Annotated in this window: 21 protein-coding genes; 12 read left to right on the top strand and 9 right to left on the bottom strand. The window is 59.3% G+C overall.

From position 1 onward, the window contains the following. Nucleotides 1-185: 185 nt before the first annotated feature. On the top strand, nt 186-926 hold the full coding sequence (locus ACIK7D_RS21870; protein ID WP_003523168.1) for a thioredoxin family protein: 741 nt from the start codon (nt 186-188) through the stop codon (nt 924-926). A gap of 400 nt (nt 927-1,326) precedes the next feature. After that, a complete protein-coding gene (locus ACIK7D_RS21865; RefSeq protein ID WP_003523170.1) occupies nt 1,327-1,719 on the top strand; it encodes a DUF2794 domain-containing protein in 393 nt (130 codons plus the stop codon). A 125-nt stretch (nt 1,720-1,844) separates the two neighbouring features. Here ACIK7D_RS21865 and ACIK7D_RS21860 read toward each other — a convergent pair whose 3' ends face one another. From ACIK7D_RS21860 to ACIK7D_RS21850, 3 genes are all read right to left on the bottom strand, one after another. Beyond that, nucleotides 1,845-2,582 (bottom strand): Bax inhibitor-1 family protein, encoded by a 738-nt coding sequence (locus tag ACIK7D_RS21860; RefSeq protein ID WP_400157340.1) that lies wholly within the window; start codon nt 2,580-2,582, stop codon nt 1,845-1,847. A gap of 218 nt (nt 2,583-2,800) precedes the next feature. After that, nucleotides 2,801-5,362, bottom strand: coding sequence for an ABC transporter permease (locus ACIK7D_RS21855; protein WP_400157339.1), 2,562 nt, complete (start codon nt 5,360-5,362; stop codon nt 2,801-2,803). Then, a complete protein-coding gene (locus ACIK7D_RS21850) occupies nt 5,359-6,069 on the bottom strand; it encodes an ABC transporter ATP-binding protein (RefSeq protein WP_035263238.1) in 711 nt (236 codons plus the stop codon). Before ACIK7D_RS21850 ends, ACIK7D_RS21855 begins: the two co-directional genes overlap by 4 nt. Before the next feature lie 91 nt (nt 6,070-6,160). Here ACIK7D_RS21850 and ACIK7D_RS21845 point away from each other — a divergent pair, with 91 nt between their 5' ends. After that, nucleotides 6,161-6,811, top strand: a complete 651-nt coding sequence (locus ACIK7D_RS21845) for an arylesterase (RefSeq protein WP_400157338.1) — start codon at nt 6,161-6,163, stop codon at nt 6,809-6,811. 68 nt (nt 6,812-6,879) lie between these two features. Next, nucleotides 6,880-7,473: an RNA 2',3'-cyclic phosphodiesterase gene (thpR, locus tag ACIK7D_RS21840; RefSeq protein WP_003523177.1), complete on the top strand. Its 594-nt coding sequence runs from the start codon at nt 6,880-6,882 to the stop codon at nt 7,471-7,473. Here the strand turns inward: thpR and ACIK7D_RS21835 are convergent. Beyond that, on the bottom strand, nt 7,407-7,886 hold the full coding sequence (locus tag ACIK7D_RS21835) for a low molecular weight protein-tyrosine-phosphatase (protein ID WP_400157337.1): 480 nt from the start codon (nt 7,884-7,886) through the stop codon (nt 7,407-7,409). The genes thpR and ACIK7D_RS21835 overlap by 67 nt on opposite strands. A gap of 58 nt (nt 7,887-7,944) precedes the next feature. On the opposite strand from ACIK7D_RS21835, the gene ACIK7D_RS21830 reads away from it, so the two are divergent. From ACIK7D_RS21830 to ACIK7D_RS21800, 7 genes are all read left to right on the top strand, one after another. After that, nucleotides 7,945-8,250, top strand: coding sequence for a 4a-hydroxytetrahydrobiopterin dehydratase (locus tag ACIK7D_RS21830; RefSeq protein WP_400157336.1), 306 nt, complete (start codon nt 7,945-7,947; stop codon nt 8,248-8,250). Between the two features lie 51 nt (nt 8,251-8,301). Next, complete coding sequence (locus tag ACIK7D_RS21825) at nt 8,302-8,682, top strand: YkvA family protein (RefSeq protein ID WP_003523181.1); 381 nt, start codon at nt 8,302-8,304, stop codon at nt 8,680-8,682. Nucleotides 8,683-8,978: 296 nt separating this feature from the next. Beyond that, on the top strand, nt 8,979-9,482 hold the full coding sequence (locus ACIK7D_RS21820; protein ID WP_003523183.1) for an invasion associated locus B family protein: 504 nt from the start codon (nt 8,979-8,981) through the stop codon (nt 9,480-9,482). A gap of 266 nt (nt 9,483-9,748) precedes the next feature. Then, nucleotides 9,749-10,921: a 23S rRNA (adenine(2503)-C(2))-methyltransferase RlmN gene (rlmN, locus tag ACIK7D_RS21815; protein ID WP_142913030.1), complete on the top strand. Its 1,173-nt coding sequence runs from the start codon at nt 9,749-9,751 to the stop codon at nt 10,919-10,921. 109 nt (nt 10,922-11,030) lie between these two features. Continuing rightward, complete coding sequence (locus ACIK7D_RS21810; protein WP_003523186.1) at nt 11,031-11,984, top strand: ABC transporter substrate-binding protein; 954 nt, start codon at nt 11,031-11,033, stop codon at nt 11,982-11,984. 107 nt (nt 11,985-12,091) lie between these two features. Continuing rightward, nucleotides 12,092-12,973: an ABC transporter permease gene (locus ACIK7D_RS21805; RefSeq protein ID WP_174057468.1), complete on the top strand. Its 882-nt coding sequence runs from the start codon at nt 12,092-12,094 to the stop codon at nt 12,971-12,973. Beyond that, complete coding sequence (locus ACIK7D_RS21800) at nt 12,970-13,764, top strand: ABC transporter ATP-binding protein (protein WP_065656934.1); 795 nt, start codon at nt 12,970-12,972, stop codon at nt 13,762-13,764. The genes ACIK7D_RS21805 and ACIK7D_RS21800 overlap by 4 nt, the downstream gene beginning before the upstream one ends. 40 nt (nt 13,765-13,804) lie before the next feature. Here the strand turns inward: ACIK7D_RS21800 and ACIK7D_RS21795 are convergent, their stop codons facing one another. Together ACIK7D_RS21795 and ACIK7D_RS21790 are read right to left on the bottom strand one after the other, a co-directional pair. After that, on the bottom strand, nt 13,805-14,452 hold the full coding sequence (locus ACIK7D_RS21795; RefSeq protein WP_003523192.1) for a LysE family translocator: 648 nt from the start codon (nt 14,450-14,452) through the stop codon (nt 13,805-13,807). Between the two features lie 128 nt (nt 14,453-14,580). Then, a complete protein-coding gene (locus ACIK7D_RS21790; RefSeq protein ID WP_031234585.1) occupies nt 14,581-15,435 on the bottom strand; it encodes an SDR family NAD(P)-dependent oxidoreductase in 855 nt (284 codons plus the stop codon). 314 nt (nt 15,436-15,749) lie between these two features. Between ACIK7D_RS21790 and ACIK7D_RS21785 the strand changes: the two genes are divergently transcribed. Then, nucleotides 15,750-16,973 carry an argininosuccinate synthase gene (locus tag ACIK7D_RS21785; protein WP_003523477.1) on the top strand — a complete coding sequence of 408 codons (1,224 nt, stop codon included), beginning with the start codon at nt 15,750-15,752 and terminating at the stop codon, nt 16,971-16,973. A gap of 54 nt (nt 16,974-17,027) precedes the next feature. On the opposite strand, the gene ACIK7D_RS21780 is transcribed toward ACIK7D_RS21785, so the two are convergent. From ACIK7D_RS21780 to ACIK7D_RS21770, 3 genes are read right to left on the bottom strand one after another with little or no spacing between them, the layout of a single operon-like run. Then, a complete protein-coding gene (locus tag ACIK7D_RS21780; protein WP_262534110.1) occupies nt 17,028-18,224 on the bottom strand; it encodes a multidrug effflux MFS transporter in 1,197 nt (398 codons plus the stop codon). 5 nt (nt 18,225-18,229) lie between these two features. Next, nucleotides 18,230-18,688, bottom strand: a complete 459-nt coding sequence (locus tag ACIK7D_RS21775; protein ID WP_020813564.1) for a MarR family winged helix-turn-helix transcriptional regulator — start codon at nt 18,686-18,688, stop codon at nt 18,230-18,232. Further along, nucleotides 18,646-18,873: a hypothetical protein gene (locus tag ACIK7D_RS21770; RefSeq protein WP_262534107.1), complete on the bottom strand. Its 228-nt coding sequence runs from the start codon at nt 18,871-18,873 to the stop codon at nt 18,646-18,648. Before ACIK7D_RS21770 ends, ACIK7D_RS21775 begins: the two co-directional genes overlap by 43 nt. Nucleotides 18,874-19,022: the final 149 nt, after the last annotated feature.

Genomic DNA, 19,022 nt, shown 5'->3' with positions numbered 1-19,022 from the left:
CAACAATCGAAGACGCCGGGAGAAATCCCGGCGTCTTTGCGTTTCATCGTCTCTTTTTTTGTGATTGTCGCTCACCCCTTCGTGACTTTCTATTGAAGGGCAATAGACGTTATTTTCCGGTTTGCATCCCGGCAGGATTGATTGCATCAATTCGTCTGGATCTCTTCCGGACAAAGGTTTTTGTAATGCCGCTGAAATTCCCCCTGTCGATATGTCTTCTCGGCACGTTCCTCGTCACCTCCGCGCAGGCGCAGGAGGCCGTGAAGGGCGTCGTCGAATTGTTCACGTCGCAGGGATGCTCATCCTGTCCGCCGGCCGATGAAGCCCTGCGCAAGATGATCCAGAAGGGCGACGTCGTCGGTCTTTCCTACCATGTCGATTACTGGAACTATCTCGGCTGGACGGATTCGCTCGCCTCGAAGGAAAATACCGACCGGCAATATGGTTATATGCGCGCGCTCGGCCGCAACGGGGTCTATACGCCGCAGGCCATTCTGAACGGCCGCGACCACGTCAAGGGTGCCGATGTCCGTGGCATCTATGACAGGCTGGATGCGTTCAAGCGCGAGGGCAAGGGGCTGAATGTGCCGGTCTCGTCGAAATTTGCCGGTGACGAGGTGGAGATCGATATTGGCGCCGGCAGCGGCAAGGCCGATGTCGTCGTCGCTTATTTCACGCGCGAACAGACCGTGGATGTTCAGAAGGGCGAAAACCAGGGGAAAAAAATGTCCTACTGGCACAGCGTCTATGATGTGCAGACAGTCGGCATGTGGGATGGTTCGCCGATGACGGTGAAGCTTCCGGCGAGCGTGGTGGCCAAGGTGAAAAAGGGCGGCTGCGCCGTGCTTTTGCAGACGGCCAATGCCGGCGGCGATCCCGCGGCAATCGTCGGCGCAAGTATCCTGCTTGGAAATGAAAACCCCTGATCGCCTGTCAGGCGATGGAAGATCCGGTCCGGGCATTGGGGGCTGGGGGTAAAGGGTCAATGCACCGGACCGGGTCATCTTGGTGCCTAGGCATCAATTGACAATAGGACTATTCCACCCAATTCGGGCCATGGTTTGACCGAAATACGGCAGCCCATGTGAAAATGGCTGCCTAAATGGTTACCATTTTTAACCCCTGCTTTTGCCGTTGGCAGCGCTCGTCACAGAATCGGGGGGCGCAATTCTGCGCTGCCGTCTTCCGGTTCCGCTGCGCATCGAAGGCTTGTCAAACCTTTCCCGGAATTCCCTGTCCTGTGCGCCATGCCGGTGCAAAGACTTGCAATTTCGCCCTCTCAGGCTCACACTGCGTGGATGATTTGGGTGGAATCGGAGGTATTGGATGACCGATCAACCGGATGTGCAGCAGGTGCAGACCGCTTCACGTGACAATTCCACCGTTATCGATCTCCGCGAATATAAAAAGAACAAGGACCCTTTGCCGGTCACCTTTCACCGCCGCGAGCTGGATGCGATCCTGCGCATCTATGGCCGCATGGTGGGAGAGGGCGAATGGCGTGACTACGCCATCGATCACCTGAAGGAAAAGGCGGTGTTTTCCGTCTTCAAGCGTTCAGGTGAAATGCCGCTTTTCAGGATCGAGAAAAACCCCAAGCTGGCGGCCAAACAGGGCGCCTACTGCGTGGTGAATACGGATGGCCGCATTCTGAAACGTGGGCATGAGTTGCCGCAGGTTCTGAAGGTCTTCGACAAGGTTTTGAAGCTCATCGAGTGAACGCCAGCGGGAGTGCGCCACCGCCCTGGATAGGGCAGTTCGGCCGCCACGAATGAAAAACATCTGTAAATAAAAAGGCGGCCGAAGGGCCGCCTTTCGCATGTCTGTCAGTAGAGCTCTTAACCTTAGTCGTCGCGGTTTCCGAGGAACTGCAGGAGGAAGGTGAAGAGGTTGATGAAGTCGAGATAGAGCGTCAGCGCGCCCATGATGGCCTTGCGGCCAGCCACGGCAACATCGTCGCCGTCAAAGTACATTTCCTTGATCTTCTGGGTGTCGTAGGCGGTCAGGCCTGCGAAGATCAGCACGCCGATCGCGGAAATCGCAAACTGTAGTGCGGAAGATGCAAGGAAGATATTGACGATGGAAGCGATGATCAGGCCGAACAGACCCATGATCAGGAACGAACCGAGACCGGAAAGGTTCTTCTTCGTCGTATAACCGTAAAGCGAGAGCGCGCCGAACGAAGCGGCGGTCACGAAGAACGTCTGCACGATGCTCTGGCCGGTGAAGACCAGGAAGATCGCCGACAGCGAGACGCCCATCAGCGCCGCATAGACCCAGAAGGTTGTCTGGGCGGCGGAAACGCTCATGTTCTGGATACGGAAGCTAAGGAAGAAAACCAGTGCGAGCGGAGCCAGCATGACGACCCAGCGCAGCGGCGACGCATAGAGCAGCTGGGCGAAAGCCGGGTTGGAAGCGGCAAGCGTATAGGTGCCGAACGCTGCAACGCCGGTGATGACCAGAGCCAGCGCCATCAGGTTATAAACCTTGAGCATATAGGCGCGAAGACCTTCATCGATCATCGCACCAGTCTGAGCACGGTTCTGCGCCATGCGGTTCTGGTAGTTATTGAAGTCAGCCATTGTTTCCTCTTTTGAGCTCCGTGATTGCTACGGTGTCGGGATACCTCCCGGGCGCCGCTGCGGAGCTTCAGCAAGCCTGATCAAGAATATGATGGCAGAACGTGTTCTATACAAGGCCTTTTCCCGTCGAAAAGACACCATATGCGCGAAAAGCGCTCACGTTTTGGCGATCATTACAAAGAATTAATCGTTAAAGTTAAGCGGCGCACAACCGACGATCATTCACCTGCCTGCCGGAGAACCGGAGCCGCTTTCTGCCCGAGAATCCGCCATGTGCCCATGAGGCCGATGCCCACCGTCATGACGAGCGCGACGACGAGCGTTCCGATGGCCACATCCGGCAGGAAGCTGGAGGGCAGCTTCATGATGCGGGCGATCACGAACCATGCGGAGACGCCGCCGGCGAAAAGTGCGAAGACGGCGGTGGCGAGGCCGAGCATCATATATTCGTAGGAGAAGGCGCGGATGAGCAGATTTCGCGTGCCGCCCAGCGTTTTAAGGATAACCGCGTCATGGGTACGGGCGCGGTTTCCGGCGGCAAGAGCGCCGGCGAGGACCAGGACGGAGGCGATGAGGGCGACGGCTGCGGCGGCGCGAATGGCGGTGGCAAGCTGGCCGGCAAGCCGGTTGACGACGTCGAGCGCATCCTTCACGCGCACGCTGGTGATCGTCGGATAGGCGTTGGTGACGGCGCGCAGGATACGGCCTTCATCGGCGGCGGAAGCGGAAGGGTCGGCGAGTGTCGCCAGCCATGCGTGCGGCGCGCCGCGAAAGGTGTTTGGCGAAAACACCATGACGAAATTGATCGACAGGGATTCCCATTCGACATTGCGCAGATTGGCGATCCTTGCCGTTATGCTACGGCCGAGCACGTTCACGGTCACCGTGTCGCCAATCTTGAGACCCAGTTCCCCTGCTTCCTCGGCCGCGAAGGAGACCAGCGGCTCGCCGCTATAGTCCGGTCCCCACCAGCTTCCTTCTGTGAGAGTCGCGTTTTCGGGGATATCCTGCGAATAGGTGATGCCCCGGTCGCCACGCAGAACCCAGCGTCCAGCCGGAGGTACCTCCATCTTCGTGACATCCTCGCCGTTGAGCGCCAGAATGCGGCCGCGCAGCATCGGCACTTCGGTCAGCGCGCCTTCCGGTGCTTCCCGCTTCAGAAGATCGCGGAAGCCCTGAACTTCGCTGCCCTGAATATCCACGAAGAAGAAATTCGGTGCCTTTTCCGGCAGGCTGTCCGTCAGTTCGCGACGCAGATTGCCGTCAATCAGGGTGAGCGTTACGAGGAGGGTCAGCCCGAGGCCAAGCGAAAGAACGACCGAGGGGGTGAGTGCGCCCGGCCGGTGAATATTGCCGATCGCCAGCCTGAGCGCAGCCGAATGAACGCGCGGGCTGCGCTTGGCGATGGCCTTTACGCCCGCAGCCACCAGTCGCAGCACCACGAAGGCAAAAGCGATGGCCGCCAGGAAGATCGAGGCGATGAAGCGGTCTTCCGCCGAAAAGATGGCGAGGGCGGCAAGCGCCGCCAGCAGCAGGCCGGTTGCGGCCAGATAGGGCCAGGATGGCCAGCTTCCTTCTTCGAAACCCTGCTCGCGGAAAAGCGCGGTTGCCGGAACCTCACGCGCCTGGCCAAGGGGAACGATGGCGAAGGCGAACGTTGTCAGGAGGCCGAACAGGGCGGCAAGGCCGAGAGCGCCGGGATAGAATGCAAGCTCCTCCGGCACGGGCAGCACGCCCTCCAGAAACCGCATGGCGATGAGGGGCGCGACGGCGCCGACGACAAGGCCGATGACGATGCCGACGGTGGCAATGAAGGCGATCTGGAAAAGATAGGTCATGGTGACCACCGAAGCCGGTGCCCCCAGGCATTTCAGCGAGGCGATGGTGGTGCGCTTGGAATCCAGAAACGCGCGAACGGCATTGGCAACGCCGACACCGCCGACGATGAGGGCGGTGAGGCCCACCAGCGTCAGGAATTGCGAGAAGCGATTGACGTTTTCGGTGAGCGATGGGGCCGCCCGGTCACTGGTGCGGATGGACCAGCCGGCATCGGGAAAGGCCTTGTTGGCCGCATCGGTCATCGTTGACCGTGACGACGGATCGTTCAGCCTGATCTTGTAGGCGTGCTCGACCAGACTGCCGTTCTGAACGAGACCCGAGGCGAAAAGGGCGTCGCGGCTGAGCATAAGCCTTGGCGCGAAACCGAAACCGTCGGAGAGAGCATCCGGCTCGTCGACCACGGTGCCGGTCAGTTTCAGCTTCACATTGCCGAGCAGGATTTCATCGCCGACCTTGATGCCGAGCCGTTCCAGCAGAAGCGGCGCGGCGATGGCGCCATAGGTGTCGCCGTTCCCGGCCAGAAGCTCATTCAGCGGTCGGTTCGGCTCGGCAACGAAGGTGCCATAGAGCGGGTAGGCGCCGTCGATGGCCTTCACTTCCGTCAGGGTCTGTTCGGACCCGTCGCCAAGGCGCGCCATGGAGCGCAGACCGGTAGACACCGCAACGGTGCCTAAACCATCAAGGTAGGCCCGCTCTTCCTGCGTCGCTTCCCTGTTGCGCAGTTCGAAACGCACGTCGCCCGCCAATATGGACTGACCTTCAGTGGCGATGGCGCTGGTGACCGCGCGCGAGACGGAATTGACGGCGGCGATGGCGCCGGTTCCAAGCGCGATGCAGGCGAGGAAAATGTAAAAGCCGCGTAACCCGCCGCGAATTTCGCGTCGCGCGAGCCTTGCGGCGTTTCTGATATTGGCAAGAGACGGGATAATGGATCCGGTCATGCCGACACCGCCCGCGCCATATGGGAGGTGGCGCTGTCGCCCTCTATCTCGCCGGAGCGCACCTTGATCTGGCGTGAGCACCGGGCGGCAAGCGATGGATCATGGGTGACAAGGATCATCGTCATGCCGCGTTCGGCCTGTTTGGCAAAGAGAAGATCGGCGATCTGCCTGCCGGTATCGGTATCGAGATTGCCGGTCGGTTCGTCAGCAATCAGCACGGCCGGTGAGGGGGCAAGCGCGCGGGCGATGGCGACACGCTGCTGCTCGCCGCCGGAGAGCTGGCCGGGATAATGATTGAGGCGTTCGCCGAGACCGACGGCGACGAGCTCGCGTCTGGCGATCTCGAAGGGGTTCGGGGTGTTTGCCAGTTCGAGCGGAACCGCAACGTTTTCCAGCGCCGTCATGTTGGCGATCAGATGGAAGGACTGGAAAACAATGCCGATATTCCGGCCGCGGAAATCCGCCAGCGCGTCCTCGCCGAGCTTGTGCAGTTCCGTATCCGCGATGATGATTTCACCGCTATCGAGCCTCTCGAGACCGGCAAGCACCATAAGAAGCGTCGATTTTCCCGATCCGGAGGGGCCGACGATACCAACCGCCTCGCTCTCTCCGATTGAAAGATCGATGTTCTTGAGAACGTGAACGGAGGCGGCGGCATTGCCGAGCGTGAGGTCGGCTTTCTTCAGCTCTATGATGCTTTTCGTCACAATTCTCGTTCCTATATAGGGTGATGAAAACGGTCTGGCAGTCGATGCGGTCGGTATTTCAGACAATGGGAACCAAGTTAGGAAAGCCGTGATGAGATTTAAAGCTGCCCTGTTTCACTTCATCGTCATTTTTGCCGCCGCCTTTTCCGCAACTGTTGTCATGGCTCAGGAGCGGACATTGCAGCTGGTCGGACTCGGCGACAGCCTCATGGCCGGCTATCAGCTTCCCCCCAACGACAGCTACACCGCACAGCTTGAGGCTGCATTAAAGGGCAAGGGCGTCAATGTCGCCATCGCCAATGCCGGTGTGTCCGGCGATACCTCTTCCGGCGGTCTGGCGCGGGCGGAATGGTCGGTTCCCGATGGCACGGATGGGGTCATCCTGGAACTCGGCGCCAATGACGCTCTGCGCGGAATTCCCCCCGAACAGACCGAAAAGAACCTCGACACCATCATTTCCGGTTTTCAGAAGCGCAACATAGCCGTGTTGCTGGTCGGCATTATGGCGCCGCCGAATATGGGCGATGATTATGCCAGGCGCTTCAATCCGATCTTTCCAAAGCTCGCAGGAAAATACAACCTGCCGCTTTATCCCTTCTTTCTGGATGGCGTGGTGACGGACGATGAGCTGAAGCTGGATGACAAGATGCACCCCAATACGAAAGGTGTGGCAATGATGGTGGAGAAATCTTTGCCGGCTGTTGAAAGCTTCATCAAGACAATCGGTGCGCAAAAAAAATAAGCACTTGCGCCCGTCTGCATTGCGTGATTCGCTATGCTTGTTCTGCCAAGAGATTCGGGGAGCTCGCCATGCCGAGACTGTTTACCGCCCTCGAAATTCCGCGCAATGCGGCTATGAGCCTCTCATTGTTGCGCGGTGGTCTGCCGGGAGCCCGGTGGATCGATGTGGAGAATTATCACATAACCCTGCGTTTTATCGGTGACATCGACGGGCGGACCGCCGATGAGGTCGTGGACAGGCTGGATCGGATCGAAAGACCGGAATTCCAGCTCAGTCTCACCGGTATGGGGTCCTTCGGTTCCAAGAAGCCGCATTCCATCTGGGCCGGGGTTTCTCCCTCGCCGGAAATGCATGCGCTTCAGGCGGAAATCGAGCGGATCTGCCAAAGGATCGGTCTCCCACCCGATCCGCGCAAGTTCATGCCGCATGTCACACTGGCGCGGTTGCGCTCCTCCCGCGTGGACGATGTGGTGCAGTATCTTTCCGGACGCGGCAACTTCCGCACCTCGCCCTTCACGGTCGGCCGTTTCGTGCTGATGTCGTCGAAGGAATCGGTGGGCGGCGGACCCTATATCGTTGAAGAGGCGTTTCCGCTTCACGAGGCGCGGTCCAGCTCCATCTTTTCGAGCAATGATCTGCATCCTGCAAAGAGCATGTTGTAGACCTTGAGGAACCCGTCCTCGGCCCCGTAATAGGGATCGGGGACGTTCTCGCGACGGCCAGTGGCATAGTCCATGAAGAGATGAATCTTGTGCCGCTGTCTTTCCGGGCTCGATTGCAGCAGGTTCGCCAGATTGTTTTCGTCCATGGCGAGTATCAGGTCGAAGGTCTCGAAATCCGCAGGGGTGACCTGCCTCGCCCGCTGCCGGGAAATATCGACGCCATGCCGTTGCGCCATGGCGATGGATCGCGGATCGGGTGCGTCACCCGCGTGCCAGCCGCCGGTGCCGGCGGAATCGATGGTAAGCCGATCAGACATGGTCGCGCCGTCGGCAAGGTGTCGCAAAACCCCTTCGGCCAGCGGTGAACGGCAGATATTGCCCATGCAGACAAAAAGAATAGCTGTATGTTTCATGGAATATGCGTCGATCCGGTCGTTGAAGCGTTAATGGGTCTCAAGCGGAGGCAAGTTCATGAAATATCCCAGACTCGAGCCGGACGCCATCCGGCAGGCCCTGTCGAAACTCGAGGGCTGGTCCCTGCGCGAGGACGGGGCGGCGATCGTCCGTTCCTTCAAGTTCTCCAGCTTTGCGGAAGCCTTCGGTTTCATGGCCGAATCCGCACTTGTCGCGGAAAGGCTCAATCACCATCCCGAATGGTCCAATGTCTATTCGCGGGTCAAGGTCTGCCTTACCACCCATGATTCGCAGGGTGTGACGGAGCGGGATTTTATTCTGGCCGAGGCCATGCAGAAGGCGGCTGCGGGCCGAAGCAATTGAACGGCGGACCTTAAATCCCATATAATAGCCGTGACCGGAGGACCGTCGATCATGGATGATGTGAAAATCGGTGAAATTCTTCTGCCGGGTGAAACCGACAGGCAGCAGGAGCGTGAGACTGTGGTGCGGGCGAAATTCTGGCCCAAGCTGAAGCGCGTGATGTCGAAGGTGCCTTTCGCACGCGATGCGGCGGCTGCCTATTATTGCGCGATCGACCGCGATACGCCGCTGCGCGCCAAGGGTATCATTCTGGCGGCGCTCGCCTATTTCATCATGCCGATGGATGCCGTGCCGGATGTGCTGGCCGTTATCGGATTCACCGATGATATTGCCGTCATCACGGCAGCGCTCGCCATGATCCGCGCCCATATCAAGATGGAGCATTACGAGGCGGCTGACGCCATGCTGAAACGGCAGCAGGAAGCCGGGTAACGCCTCTGTGATCTGCCTGTTCGGGTGAGCCCGACGGGCGACAAATTCTTGCCTGAATTTATGTGTCATACACACGGAGGAAGGGTGTTTCGCGCCCTTCTCCTCAGGGCGTCGGGAGTCGCCAATCTGTAACACCGCAAGACGTTTCCGGCATTTTATGCGTGTTGTTGACGGTTTGGTAACCGCTTCCCGACCACAATGAGAAAAGACGATCCGCACCTGAACGTGGCCGATCCAGAAACTGGGCTCGCCGATGCTTCGGGCCAATGGAAGACAATAACCCGGCAGGAAATTCTATGTTTGTAAGAAGTGTAGCAACCGCAGCGGCCATTTTGCTGACCAGCGTCGGCGTAGCATCTGCACAGTCGCCCACGCGCATCCAGCAGTTCAATGCATGGGGTGCCTATTCGTACAAATCGGGCAACAGCACCGTCTGCTACGTTCTTTCCATTCCGACCGCCAAGGAACCGGCAAGCGTCGATCACGGCGATATCTTCTTCATCGTGTCGCAGCGTCCCGGCCAGAACATTTCCTATGAGCCGCAGGCCATGGTGGGTTATCCGCTGAAGCAGGGTTCCAAGGTTAATGTGACGATCGACAACAAGAACTTCGTCATGTTCACCAAGGACAAGGCTGCCTGGGTTGAAAACGCTGCCGAGGAGCCCGCTCTCGTGGCTGCCATGAAGGGCGGCAAGTCGATGACGGTCAAGGCGGTTTCCGGCCGTGGCACCGCGACATCCTATTCCTATTCGCTCTCGGGTATTTCGGCTGCTCTCAAGCAGATCGAGAGCTGCAAGTAATCCTGACGCTTTACCGCGTTTGATAATGGCCGGTCATCGACCGGCCATTTGCGTTTTTGCTTGTTTGGTGCTAAAGGCGCGGCAACATTGACAGGCGGATGCGCGAAAAGTGCTCCGCCTTTGATTTTCTCGACATGCAGACGATTTTCCGCCTATCCGAAAGGCTGGTCGTGCGATGCATGGAATGATGGGATAGCGTAATGTCCGTAATGCAAGCCCCTGCCGGCCTGGCAGTCAAAACTCCGTTGATCGCCAATAGCGATCTGATGTCCGGCAAGCCGTCGCTGATCGGCATGACCCGTGAGGAAATGGGTGAGGCGCTTTCGGAAATCGGCGTGCCGCAGAAGCAGGTGAAGATGCGCGTCAGCCAGTTGTGGAACTGGCTTTATGTGCGCGGCGTCTCCGATTTCGACAATATGACCAATGTCGCCAAGGAGCTTCGCGAGAAGCTGAAGGCGGCCTTCACCATCGCCCGCCCGGAAATCGTCGAGGAGCAGATCTCCAATGACGGCACCCGCAAATGGCTGATGCGTTTTCCGCCGCGCGGTGCGGGACGTCCGGTCGAAATCGAGACGGTCTATATTCCCGAAGAGGGTCGCGGCACGCTGTGCATTTCGAGCCAGGTGGGCTGTTCGCTGACCTGTTCCTTCTGTCACACCGGCACCCAGCGCCTCGTGCGCAACCTGACGGCTGAGGAAATTCTCTCCCAGCTTCTGCTGGCCCGTGATCGGCTCGGCGATTTTCCCGATGGTTCGACGCCGGTTGGCGCTTATGTGCCAAGCGAAGGCCGCAAGGTCTCCAACATCGTGATGATGGGCATGGGCGAGCCGCTCTATAATTTCGAGCATGTGAAGACCGCGCTTCTGATTGCCACCGATGGCGATGGCCTGTCGCTCTCCAAGCGTCGCGTCACGCTCTCCACGTCGGGCGTTGTGCCGGAAATCTTCCGCACCGGCGATGAGATCGGCGTCATGCTGGCGATTTCGCTGCACGCGGTGCGCGATGAGCTGCGCGACATGCTGGTGCCGATCAACAAGAAATATCCGCTGAAGGAGCTGATCGAAGCCTGCCGCAAATATCCGGGCCTTTCCAATGCCCGCCGCATCACCTTCGAATATGTGATGCTGAAGGATGTCAATGACAGTCTGGAAGACGCCAAGATGCTGGTGCAGCTTCTGAAGGGCGTTCCGGCCAAGATCAACCTCATTCCGTTCAACCCATGGCCGGGTACGAACTATCAGTGCTCGGACTGGGCGCAGATCGAGAAGTTCGCCGATTTCATCAATCAGGCCGGTTATGCCTCGCCGATCCGCACGCCGCGCGGCCGCGATATTCTCGCCGCCTGCGGCCAGCTGAAGTCGGAATCGGAGCGCATGCGCAAGACCGAAAGGCTGGCTTTCGAGGCGATGATGATCGCCAACCACGGCGCGGATGACTGAATAAGCCGCAATTGCCGCCTGAAAGCTTGTTTTGCAGCGGTTCTCCGATTGATTTCGGGCTGTCTTGTTCCTAAGAAGACGAAAACAGGGAACCAACAGGAGGATATCCATGCGCGCATTCATTCTGGCTCTCGCTGCCGCGAGCGCCCTCGTTCTGCCGGCCAAGGCTGAAAACGTCACCGTCGCCGTCACCGCCATCGTCGAACATCCGGCGCTCGATGCCGCCCGTGATGGCGTCAAGGCGGCTCTTGCCGAAGCCGGTTACAAGGAAGGCGAGAACCTCAAGTTCCTGTACGAGTCCGCGCAGGGCAATCCCGGCACCGCGGCGCAGATCGCGCGCCAGTTCGTGGGCGATGCGCCGAACGTCATCGTGCCGATCTCCACGCCGTCCGCGCAGGCCGTCGTTGCCGCCACGCGCGACATTCCGGTCGTCTTCACGGCGGTTTCCGATCCGGTCGGCGCACAGCTCGTCAAGGACATGCAAAAGCCCGGCCGCAACGTGACCGGCCTTTCCGACATGCTGCCGGTTGGCGAACATCTGGCGCTCATCAAGGAAATCTCCCCGAACGCCAAGTCCATCGGTTTCATCTACAATTCGGCCGAGGCCAACTCCGTTTCGACGCTGGCCCTCTTGAAGGCCGAAGCCGAGAAGGCGGGTCTGAAGGTTGTTGAATCCGTCGCCACCAAGTCCGCAGAAGTGCAGGGCGCAACCCGCGCACTGGTCGGCAAGGCCGATGTGATCTACGTTCCGACCGACAACACCATCGTTTCCGCTTTCGAAGCGGCTGCCGGCGTTGCTTCCGAAGCCAAAATCCCGCTTTACGCCGCCGATACGGATTCCGTCGCCCGCGGTGCGGTTGCTGCCCTCGGCTTCAACTATTTCGACGTTGGCAAGCAGACCGGCGCCGTCGTCGTCCGTATTCTCAAGGGTGAAAAGCCGGGCGATATACCGGCAACCGTTGCTGTCGGCACTGATCTGGTGATCAACAAGAAGGCCGCCGAAAAAGCTGGTGTCACCTTCCCGGAAAGCATCACCAAGCGCGCCACCAAGGTCATCGACTGAACCGAAACCAGACTGAATAACGGGCGGCGGCAAATTCGCCGCCCGTTTTACGTGGCACGAGATGGTGCCCGTCTCCGCCTGATGGCGGCAATAACAAGGACATTACCGTGAGCCAAATCGCCTTCTGGGGTGCCGTGGAGCTGGGACTGGTCTTCGCTTTCGTGGCGATCGGCGTTTATCTCGCTTTCCGGGTGCTTGATTTTCCTGACCTGACCGTGGACGGTTCGTTTCCGCTCGGCGCCGCCGTGGCTGCCGTGCTGATCATCGCCGGTCTGAATGCCTGGGTTGCGACGGCGATTGCGATGGTGGCCGGTGCCGCCGCCGGCATCGTGACCGCGACGCTCAACGTTCGTTTCAAAATCCTCAACCTGCTTGCATCGATCCTGACGATGATCGCGCTGTTTTCCGTCAATCTGCGCGTGATGGGAAAGCCGAATGTGGCGCTGCTCAATCAGGATACGATGATATCGCCGTTTTACGGCCTCGGCCTGTCGGAATATCTGGTGCGGCCGCTGTTCGTCGGCGCGCTGGTGGTGATCGCGGTCATCCTCGTCTGGCGTTTCCTTGAAAGCGATGCGGGCCTTGCCATGCGCGCGACGGGCGCCAATGCCCGGATGGCGCGGGCGCAGGGCGTGAAGACCGGCAACCAGATCTATCTCGGCATGGCGCTTTCGAATGCGCTGGTCGCCCTTGGCGGGGCGCTGTTTGCGCAGACCAATGGTTTTGCGGATGTGACCTCCGGTGTCGGCACCATCGTCGTCGGCCTTGCGGCCGTCATCATCGGCGAAACACTGTTCGGTGCACGCGGCATCCTGATCGCGCTGATCGGCTGTGTCTTCGGCTCCATCGCCTATCGTCTCGCCATCCAGCTCGCTTTGTCGAGCGATGTGCTGGGCCTCAAGGCGTCCGATCTCAATTTTGTAACGGCGGTATTGGTGGCCATCGCATTGATCCTGCCCCGACTGCGCCGCGGGGGAGCAACATCGTGATTTCGCTTTCCGATATCCAGGTCGTCTTCGGGCGCGGCACGCCGCTGCAGAAGCAGGCGCTCTCCAAGATCGATCTTACCATCGACGATGGCTCCTTCGTCACCGTCATCGGTTCCAATGGTGCAGGCAAATCGACGCTGCTCGGCGTATTGGCGGGCGATGTCCTGCCGACCGCCGGAAAGGTGATGATCGGCGGCGCCGATGTTACCCGCAAGCCGACCGCAAGCCGGGCTGGGCGGGTGGCGCGCGTGTTTCAGGACCCGCTGGCGGGCAGCTGCGGCGCGCTCACCATCGAGGAAAATCTGGCGCTGGCGGCGTCGCGCGGCGAGCGTCGCGGCCTTTTGCCGGCGCTTGGACGCGGCCGTCGGGATTTCTTCAAGGAACGCATCGCTTCGCTCAATCTCGGACTGGAAAATCGTCTGAAGGACCGCATGGACCTTCTGTCCGGCGGTCAGAGGCAGGCGGTCTCGCTCGTCATGGCGACGCTGTCCGGCTCGGACGTGCTGCTGCTCGATGAACATACGGCTGCTCTCGATCCCGGCATGGCCGAATTCGTGATGGAGCTGACCCGCAAGGTCGTGTCGGAGCGCAAGCTGACGACGCTGATGGTCACCCATTCCATGCGTCAGGCGCTGGATTATGGCACCCGCACGATCATGCTGCATGCCGGTGAGATCGTGCTCGACGTCTCCGGCGATAGCCGCAAGGATCTCGAGGTCGAGGACCTGATCGACATGTTCCGCAAGATACGCGGCCAGAAGCTCGATGACGATGAGTTGTTGATCGGTTGATTGTAAAAAAGGCGCCGCAAGGCGCCTTTTTTGTTTGCCGTCAGCGCGCCTGCGTGAAGAAAATCTTGACGGCGAAAAGCGAAAAGACGCCGGCGATCGTATAATCCAGTCCGCGCAGAATTTTCCGGTTGCGTTGCAGCCAGGCTGAAAGAACATCTGCGGCGATCACGATGCCGATGCCGATCGGCAGTGCGACGATGATCGACCAGATGCCGAGGAAGATCAGCTTGCCGGTCACGTGCGGGTCGGATGCGCTGACGAATTGCGGCAGGAAGGTCATGAAAAAGATGATGATCTTCGGGTTCAGCAGGTTGACCCAGATGCCGTTCAACAGTGCCGATTTCAGGGAGGACTGCGCTTTTTCGCCGGTGCTTTTCACCATCACGAAATCCGAGCCCTTGCGGATCGCCTGAATGGCGAGCCAGACCAGATAGGCAGCCCCGCCGGTCTTCAGGATCATGAAAGCGGTCGGCGAAGCGACGATGAGGGCGGCGACGCCGAAGGCGACGAGCATCGTGTGCACGGTAATGCCGATATTGGTTCCCAGAAGCGTCATGAAACCCGCCGTCCGGCCCTCGCGCAGCGAGCGGCTGATCCAAAGCGTCATGTCAGGCCCCGGCGTCACCGCCAGAAGCAGAATGGCGATGGTGAAGGCTATCAATGTTGGCAGGCCTGGAACGAAATCCATCGCGGCACCCGTAAAATCTGGAGATTGCCGTGCTTAACGCGATTTCGCGCTTCTGCCAATGTTTTTGAGCGTCAATGCATCGACGCGAAAAGCCGCCGCAACGGTTACATCGCGGCGGCCCGGAACATTCAGTTTTTCAGGAAGCTGGTGAAGGCGGCGGAATATTCCGTGTGCCAGCGCGACAGCGGCGGGCGGTTCTGGACGATGTCATAGGCCGCCCAGAGAATGCGCTTTTCGTCCGTCGGGCGGTCCACCTCGCCATCCGGGCAGAGAATGTAGAAATCACCCCGGCCGATGCTTTCGACCATGAAGTCGACGGTCTGCTCGCCGGTCCATGCGCCTTCCGGCTTTTCCGTCCTGCCATGGGCGGTGAGGCCGGTGAAAACGTAACCGGGGATCAAAAGATGGGCGGAAACCGAGCCGTTCGGAATATTGCGCAATTCGTGCTGAAGCGCTTCCGTGAAGGTTTTGACGCCGGACTTCGAGACGTTATAGGCGGGATCGCCGGGAGGCGTGGTGATGCCCTGTTTCGAGCCGGTATTGATAATGAGCGCCGGCTCGCCATGGGCGATCATGCCCTGGCCGAAAACGCGGCTGCCGTTCACGACGCCCATCAGATTGACGTTGATGATTTTTTCCCAATTGGCCTGCGGGCCGAAAATGGCGCTGCCGGGCTGGATGCCGGCATTGTTCATCAGAACGTGAACGCGTCCGAAACGCTGGATCACGGCGCGCTCCAGCGCCTCCAGCTCATCGAGTTTGGATATGTCGGTCGGGATGGCGACGATCTGCGCTTCGCCGTCCTTGGCGACGGCCAGAATATCCGCATGGGCTGCGGCAAGCCTGTCGCCGTCGAGATCGACGAGCACGACACTCATGCCGAAACCGGCGAATTTGCGGGCGGCGGCAAGTCCGATGCCGGATGCCGCACCGGTGATGACAGCGACATTATCTTCCTTGAATGCGGGGTGGATGGTCGTCATAGGTTTCTCCTTCGCGTCGTTTCGGCTGTTTCCAGCGGTTTGCAACGTTGCCTGAACCTGAGTGGCTTCATTCACGGTCTTCAAGTCGATCGCGCCGCTTATGATAAAGCGCGAATTTTCATAATGCATGTGACAATTGCTTCGTTCCCATCGATGCGCCCGATCATCGCCCGCTGTCGTACCCGCCCATCAATTGTTTTGTCGCTTATCTCACGGAAAAGCGCTTCACACATTTCGGGTTGCACTGTAAAAGTGCCGAAATCCCAAGGAAATGGCGGTGTCCCAATGCCGTCATCATGCAGATGGACATCACTATGGCACTTCCGAAAGACGTTAAGAAAGTCGTTCTCGCCTATTCCGGCGGCCTCGACACCTCGATCATCCTGAAATGGCTTCAGACGGAACTCGGCGCGGAGGTCGTGACCTTCACGGCCGATCTCGGCCAGGGCGAAGAGCTTGAGCCGGCGCGCAAGAAGGCCGAGATGCTGGGCATCAAGGAAATCTTCATCGAGGACGTCCGCGAAGAGTTCGTGCGTGATTTCGTATTCCCGATGTTCCGCGCCAACGCCGTTTATGAAGGTGTCTATCTGCTCGGCACCTCCATTGCCCGTCCGCTGATTTCCAAGCACCTGATCGAAATCGCCAAGAAGACCGGCGCCGACGCCATTGCCCATGGCGCCACCGGCAAGGGCAACGACCAGGTCCGTTTCGAGCTTTCGGCCTATGCGCTGAACCCGGATATCAAGATCATCGCTCCCTGGCGCGACTGGACGTTCAAGAGCCGTACCGACCTCCTGAACTTTGCCGAACAGCACCAGATTCCGGTTGCCAAGGACAAGAAGGGCGAGGCGCCTTTCTCGGTCGACGCCAACCTGCTGCACTCCTCCTCCGAGGGCAAGGTTCTGGAAGACCCGGCACAGGAAGCGCCGGAATATGTGCATATGCGCACCATTTCCCCGGAAGCCGCGCCCGACAAGGCAACCGTCATCAAGGTCGGTTTCCGCAAGGGCGATGCCTGCTCCATCAACGGCGTCGAAATGTCGCCGGCGACGCTTCTTGCGACGCTGAACAACTATGGCCGCGAAAACGGCATCGGCCGTCTCGATCTGGTCGAGAACCGCTTCGTCGGCATGAAGTCGCGCGGCGTTTACGAGACGCCCGGCGGCACCATCCTGCTTGCCGCACATCGCGCCATCGAATCCATCACGCTCGACCGGGGTGCAGCCCACCTCAAGGACGAGCTGATGCCGCGTTACGCCGAGCTCATCTATTACGGCTTCTGGTTCTCGCCAGAGCGTGAAATGCTGCAGGCCCTGATCGACAAAAGCCAGGAGCATGTGGAAGGCGAAGTGACGCTGAAGCTCTACAAGGGCAATGTCATGGTAACCGGCCGCGAGAGCGCCAAGTCGCTCTATTCGGACGCTCTGGTGACCTTCGAGGACGACCACGGCGCTTATGACCAGAAGGATGCGGCAGGCTTCATCAAGCTCAACGCGCTGCGTCTGCGCACGCTCGCAAAGCGCAATATCAGCAAGTAATTCTGCTCGAATGGAAATAATGAAACCCGCCGGCGGCGACGCCGGCGGGTTTTTTCATGTCTCTCGTCTGGAGACGATGCGGAAGCCAATGTAGCTGGCGATTGCGGTGAATTCCATCACGGGGATGATGATGCCAAAGCCGGTCAAAGGCGAACCGATAAGCGAGGCTGCGGCACCGCCTGCAAAACCCGATCCCATCTGAATGAAGCCCATCATCGCCGATGCCGAGCCGGCAATATGCGGAAATGGTGCGAGGGCCGCCGTCACCATGGATGGCGTCAGCAAGGCGATGCCGACCGTTGCCACCGCCACAGGTCCCATGATCGAAAGAAAGGATGGCGGTATCAGGAACACCGACAGCAGGATAAGGAGACCGCCTGTTCCCGAAAAACAGAGGCCGAGGACGACCGAACGGCGGTCACCCAGCCTCGGTGCGATATAACGCAGGGCGATGGAGCCGAAGAAATAAGCGCCGGTCTGCATCAGCATGCCGATGCCGAAGACGGTGGGCGTCATACCGACCTTGTTGATGAGGATGAAGGTCAGCATGGTCGCCTGCGCATAAAGCGCGCCGATGGAACCGCCGAGCACCAGTGCGGCGAGAAGAAAACGCGGCTCGGTGAGCAATGTCCCATAGGCCGACAGGAGGCGACGCGGGCGGATCAGGTTCCTGTCGGGGATCGTCGTCTCGCGCAGGAAGACCACGACGGAGAAGATGGCGATGGCCCCGAGGCCGGCCATGAGGAAAAATACCGATTGCCACCCGAAAGCCGCAAGCGAAAGCCCGCCTATGGTCGGGCCCATGGCGGGGCCAACGGCCAGCATGATGCCAATGAGGTTCATGATGCTGGAGGCTTCGGCACCCGTGAATTGATCGCGCACGATGGCGCGCGCCACCGTCATGCCGACGGAGGCACCAATGCCCTGAACAAGCCGGGCGAAGAGCAGCACTTCAATTGTTGGGGCGAAGATTGCCAGCAGCCCGCCACCCAGAAAGATGGAGAGGAAGAGGAGGCTCGCCTTTCGCCGCCCGAAGGCGTCGGATGCCGGGCCGGCCAGCAGTTGCGCGATGGCGAAACCGGCGAAATAAAGCGAAAGGCTGAGTTTGACTGCGGATTCCGTAGTGGAGAAAACCCGCGTCAGTTCCGGCATGGCCGGTGTGTAGATGGCCATGGAAATCGGCGCCAGCGCCGTCAGTAACGCACCGAGCATGGCGGTGCGCTTTCTGGACATGATCGTTTCCAGCGACATTGCGATCAGCAGCTCTGGCCCGGCTGTTCCGGCTGGAGATTGTTGCGAAGCGTCTGCAGGAAGCTGCGGAAAAGCGCGACCTCCTCTTCGTTCAGGCCCTGCGTGGCGTGACGGACAAGTTCATCGATTTCCTGGCGCACGGCTTCCAGCATGTCGGTGGAGTTTTTTGTCAGCACGATGCGCTTGGAGCGCCTGTCCTGCGGGTCCTGCTGGCGTTCGATGAGATCGAGAGATTGCAGCTTGTCGAGATAGGCGCAGATCGTCATGGGCTCGATGCCGAGCCGGGCGGCGATATCCGACTGTTTGCTGCCATCAACGACGGCAACCGTCAGCAATGCGCGGGCTTCGCCGGGCGTCAGGCCCAGCCCGGCTTCAGAAATTCGGCGCTCAAACGCACTGTTCAGCAGGCGTGCGCCGCTGTTCAGCAAAAATGCCAATGAGTCTTTTTCGCGTTTAGTGCCCATGCTTCGCCTTTTCGTAAGTCAGCCTTACTAAAATCCCGGCGATAATCAATGGCGCATAAATCATATTGTTGAAAATCGAGTAAAGTATGTGTCAGTTCGATTGCGTTACGGTCGGCAACATAATCGACGATTGTTACGCCAAAGCAAAGAAGATCGGACATCCGGCGTTTTATTTCATCCGCCATGCCGGTCCATATCTTCGGTCAAGTCCCTTACATGGGTCACCTGCGATAGGTATCCGGCGTATGTGCCGGGCAGTCGGGGCAAAAGCAAAAATCAGGTCGTGGCCAATCTTCCTTGCACCAAAGTCCGGCATTGAATTGCCGCTGGAGGC

The organism is Agrobacterium sp. P15N1-A, assembly GCF_044626815.1.
GTDB classification, from domain to species: domain Bacteria; phylum Pseudomonadota; class Alphaproteobacteria; order Rhizobiales; family Rhizobiaceae; genus Agrobacterium; species Agrobacterium leguminum.
Note: the sequence above shows the minus strand (reverse complement) of the source record. Positions and strands in the feature narration are given on the sequence as shown.

Coding starts and splice junctions, on each gene's coding strand:
- ACIK7D_RS21870 (WP_003523168.1), top strand. CDS start 186: ATGCCGCTGAAATTCCCCCTGTCGATATGTCTTCTCGGCACGTTCCTC.
- ACIK7D_RS21865 (WP_003523170.1), top strand. CDS start 1,327: ATGACCGATCAACCGGATGTGCAGCAGGTGCAGACCGCTTCACGTGAC.
- ACIK7D_RS21860 (WP_400157340.1), bottom strand. CDS start 2,582: ATGGCTGACTTCAATAACTACCAGAACCGCATGGCGCAGAACCGTGCT.
- ACIK7D_RS21855 (WP_400157339.1), bottom strand. CDS start 5,362: ATGACCGGATCCATTATCCCGTCTCTTGCCAATATCAGAAACGCCGCA.
- ACIK7D_RS21845 (WP_400157338.1), top strand. CDS start 6,161: ATGAGATTTAAAGCTGCCCTGTTTCACTTCATCGTCATTTTTGCCGCC.
- thpR (WP_003523177.1), top strand. CDS start 6,880: ATGCCGAGACTGTTTACCGCCCTCGAAATTCCGCGCAATGCGGCTATG.
- ACIK7D_RS21835 (WP_400157337.1), bottom strand. CDS start 7,886: ATGAAACATACAGCTATTCTTTTTGTCTGCATGGGCAATATCTGCCGT.
- ACIK7D_RS21830 (WP_400157336.1), top strand. CDS start 7,945: ATGAAATATCCCAGACTCGAGCCGGACGCCATCCGGCAGGCCCTGTCG.
- ACIK7D_RS21825 (WP_003523181.1), top strand. CDS start 8,302: ATGGATGATGTGAAAATCGGTGAAATTCTTCTGCCGGGTGAAACCGAC.
- ACIK7D_RS21820 (WP_003523183.1), top strand. CDS start 8,979: ATGTTTGTAAGAAGTGTAGCAACCGCAGCGGCCATTTTGCTGACCAGC.
- rlmN (WP_142913030.1), top strand. CDS start 9,749: ATGTCCGGCAAGCCGTCGCTGATCGGCATGACCCGTGAGGAAATGGGT.
- ACIK7D_RS21810 (WP_003523186.1), top strand. CDS start 11,031: ATGCGCGCATTCATTCTGGCTCTCGCTGCCGCGAGCGCCCTCGTTCTG.
- ACIK7D_RS21795 (WP_003523192.1), bottom strand. CDS start 14,452: ATGGATTTCGTTCCAGGCCTGCCAACATTGATAGCCTTCACCATCGCC.
- ACIK7D_RS21790 (WP_031234585.1), bottom strand. CDS start 15,435: ATGACGACCATCCACCCCGCATTCAAGGAAGATAATGTCGCTGTCATC.
- ACIK7D_RS21785 (WP_003523477.1), top strand. CDS start 15,750: ATGGCACTTCCGAAAGACGTTAAGAAAGTCGTTCTCGCCTATTCCGGC.
- ACIK7D_RS21780 (WP_262534110.1), bottom strand. CDS start 18,224: ATGTCGCTGGAAACGATCATGTCCAGAAAGCGCACCGCCATGCTCGGT.
- ACIK7D_RS21775 (WP_020813564.1), bottom strand. CDS start 18,688: ATGGGCACTAAACGCGAAAAAGACTCATTGGCATTTTTGCTGAACAGC.
- ACIK7D_RS21770 (WP_262534107.1), bottom strand. CDS start 18,873: ATGGCGGATGAAATAAAACGCCGGATGTCCGATCTTCTTTGCTTTGGC.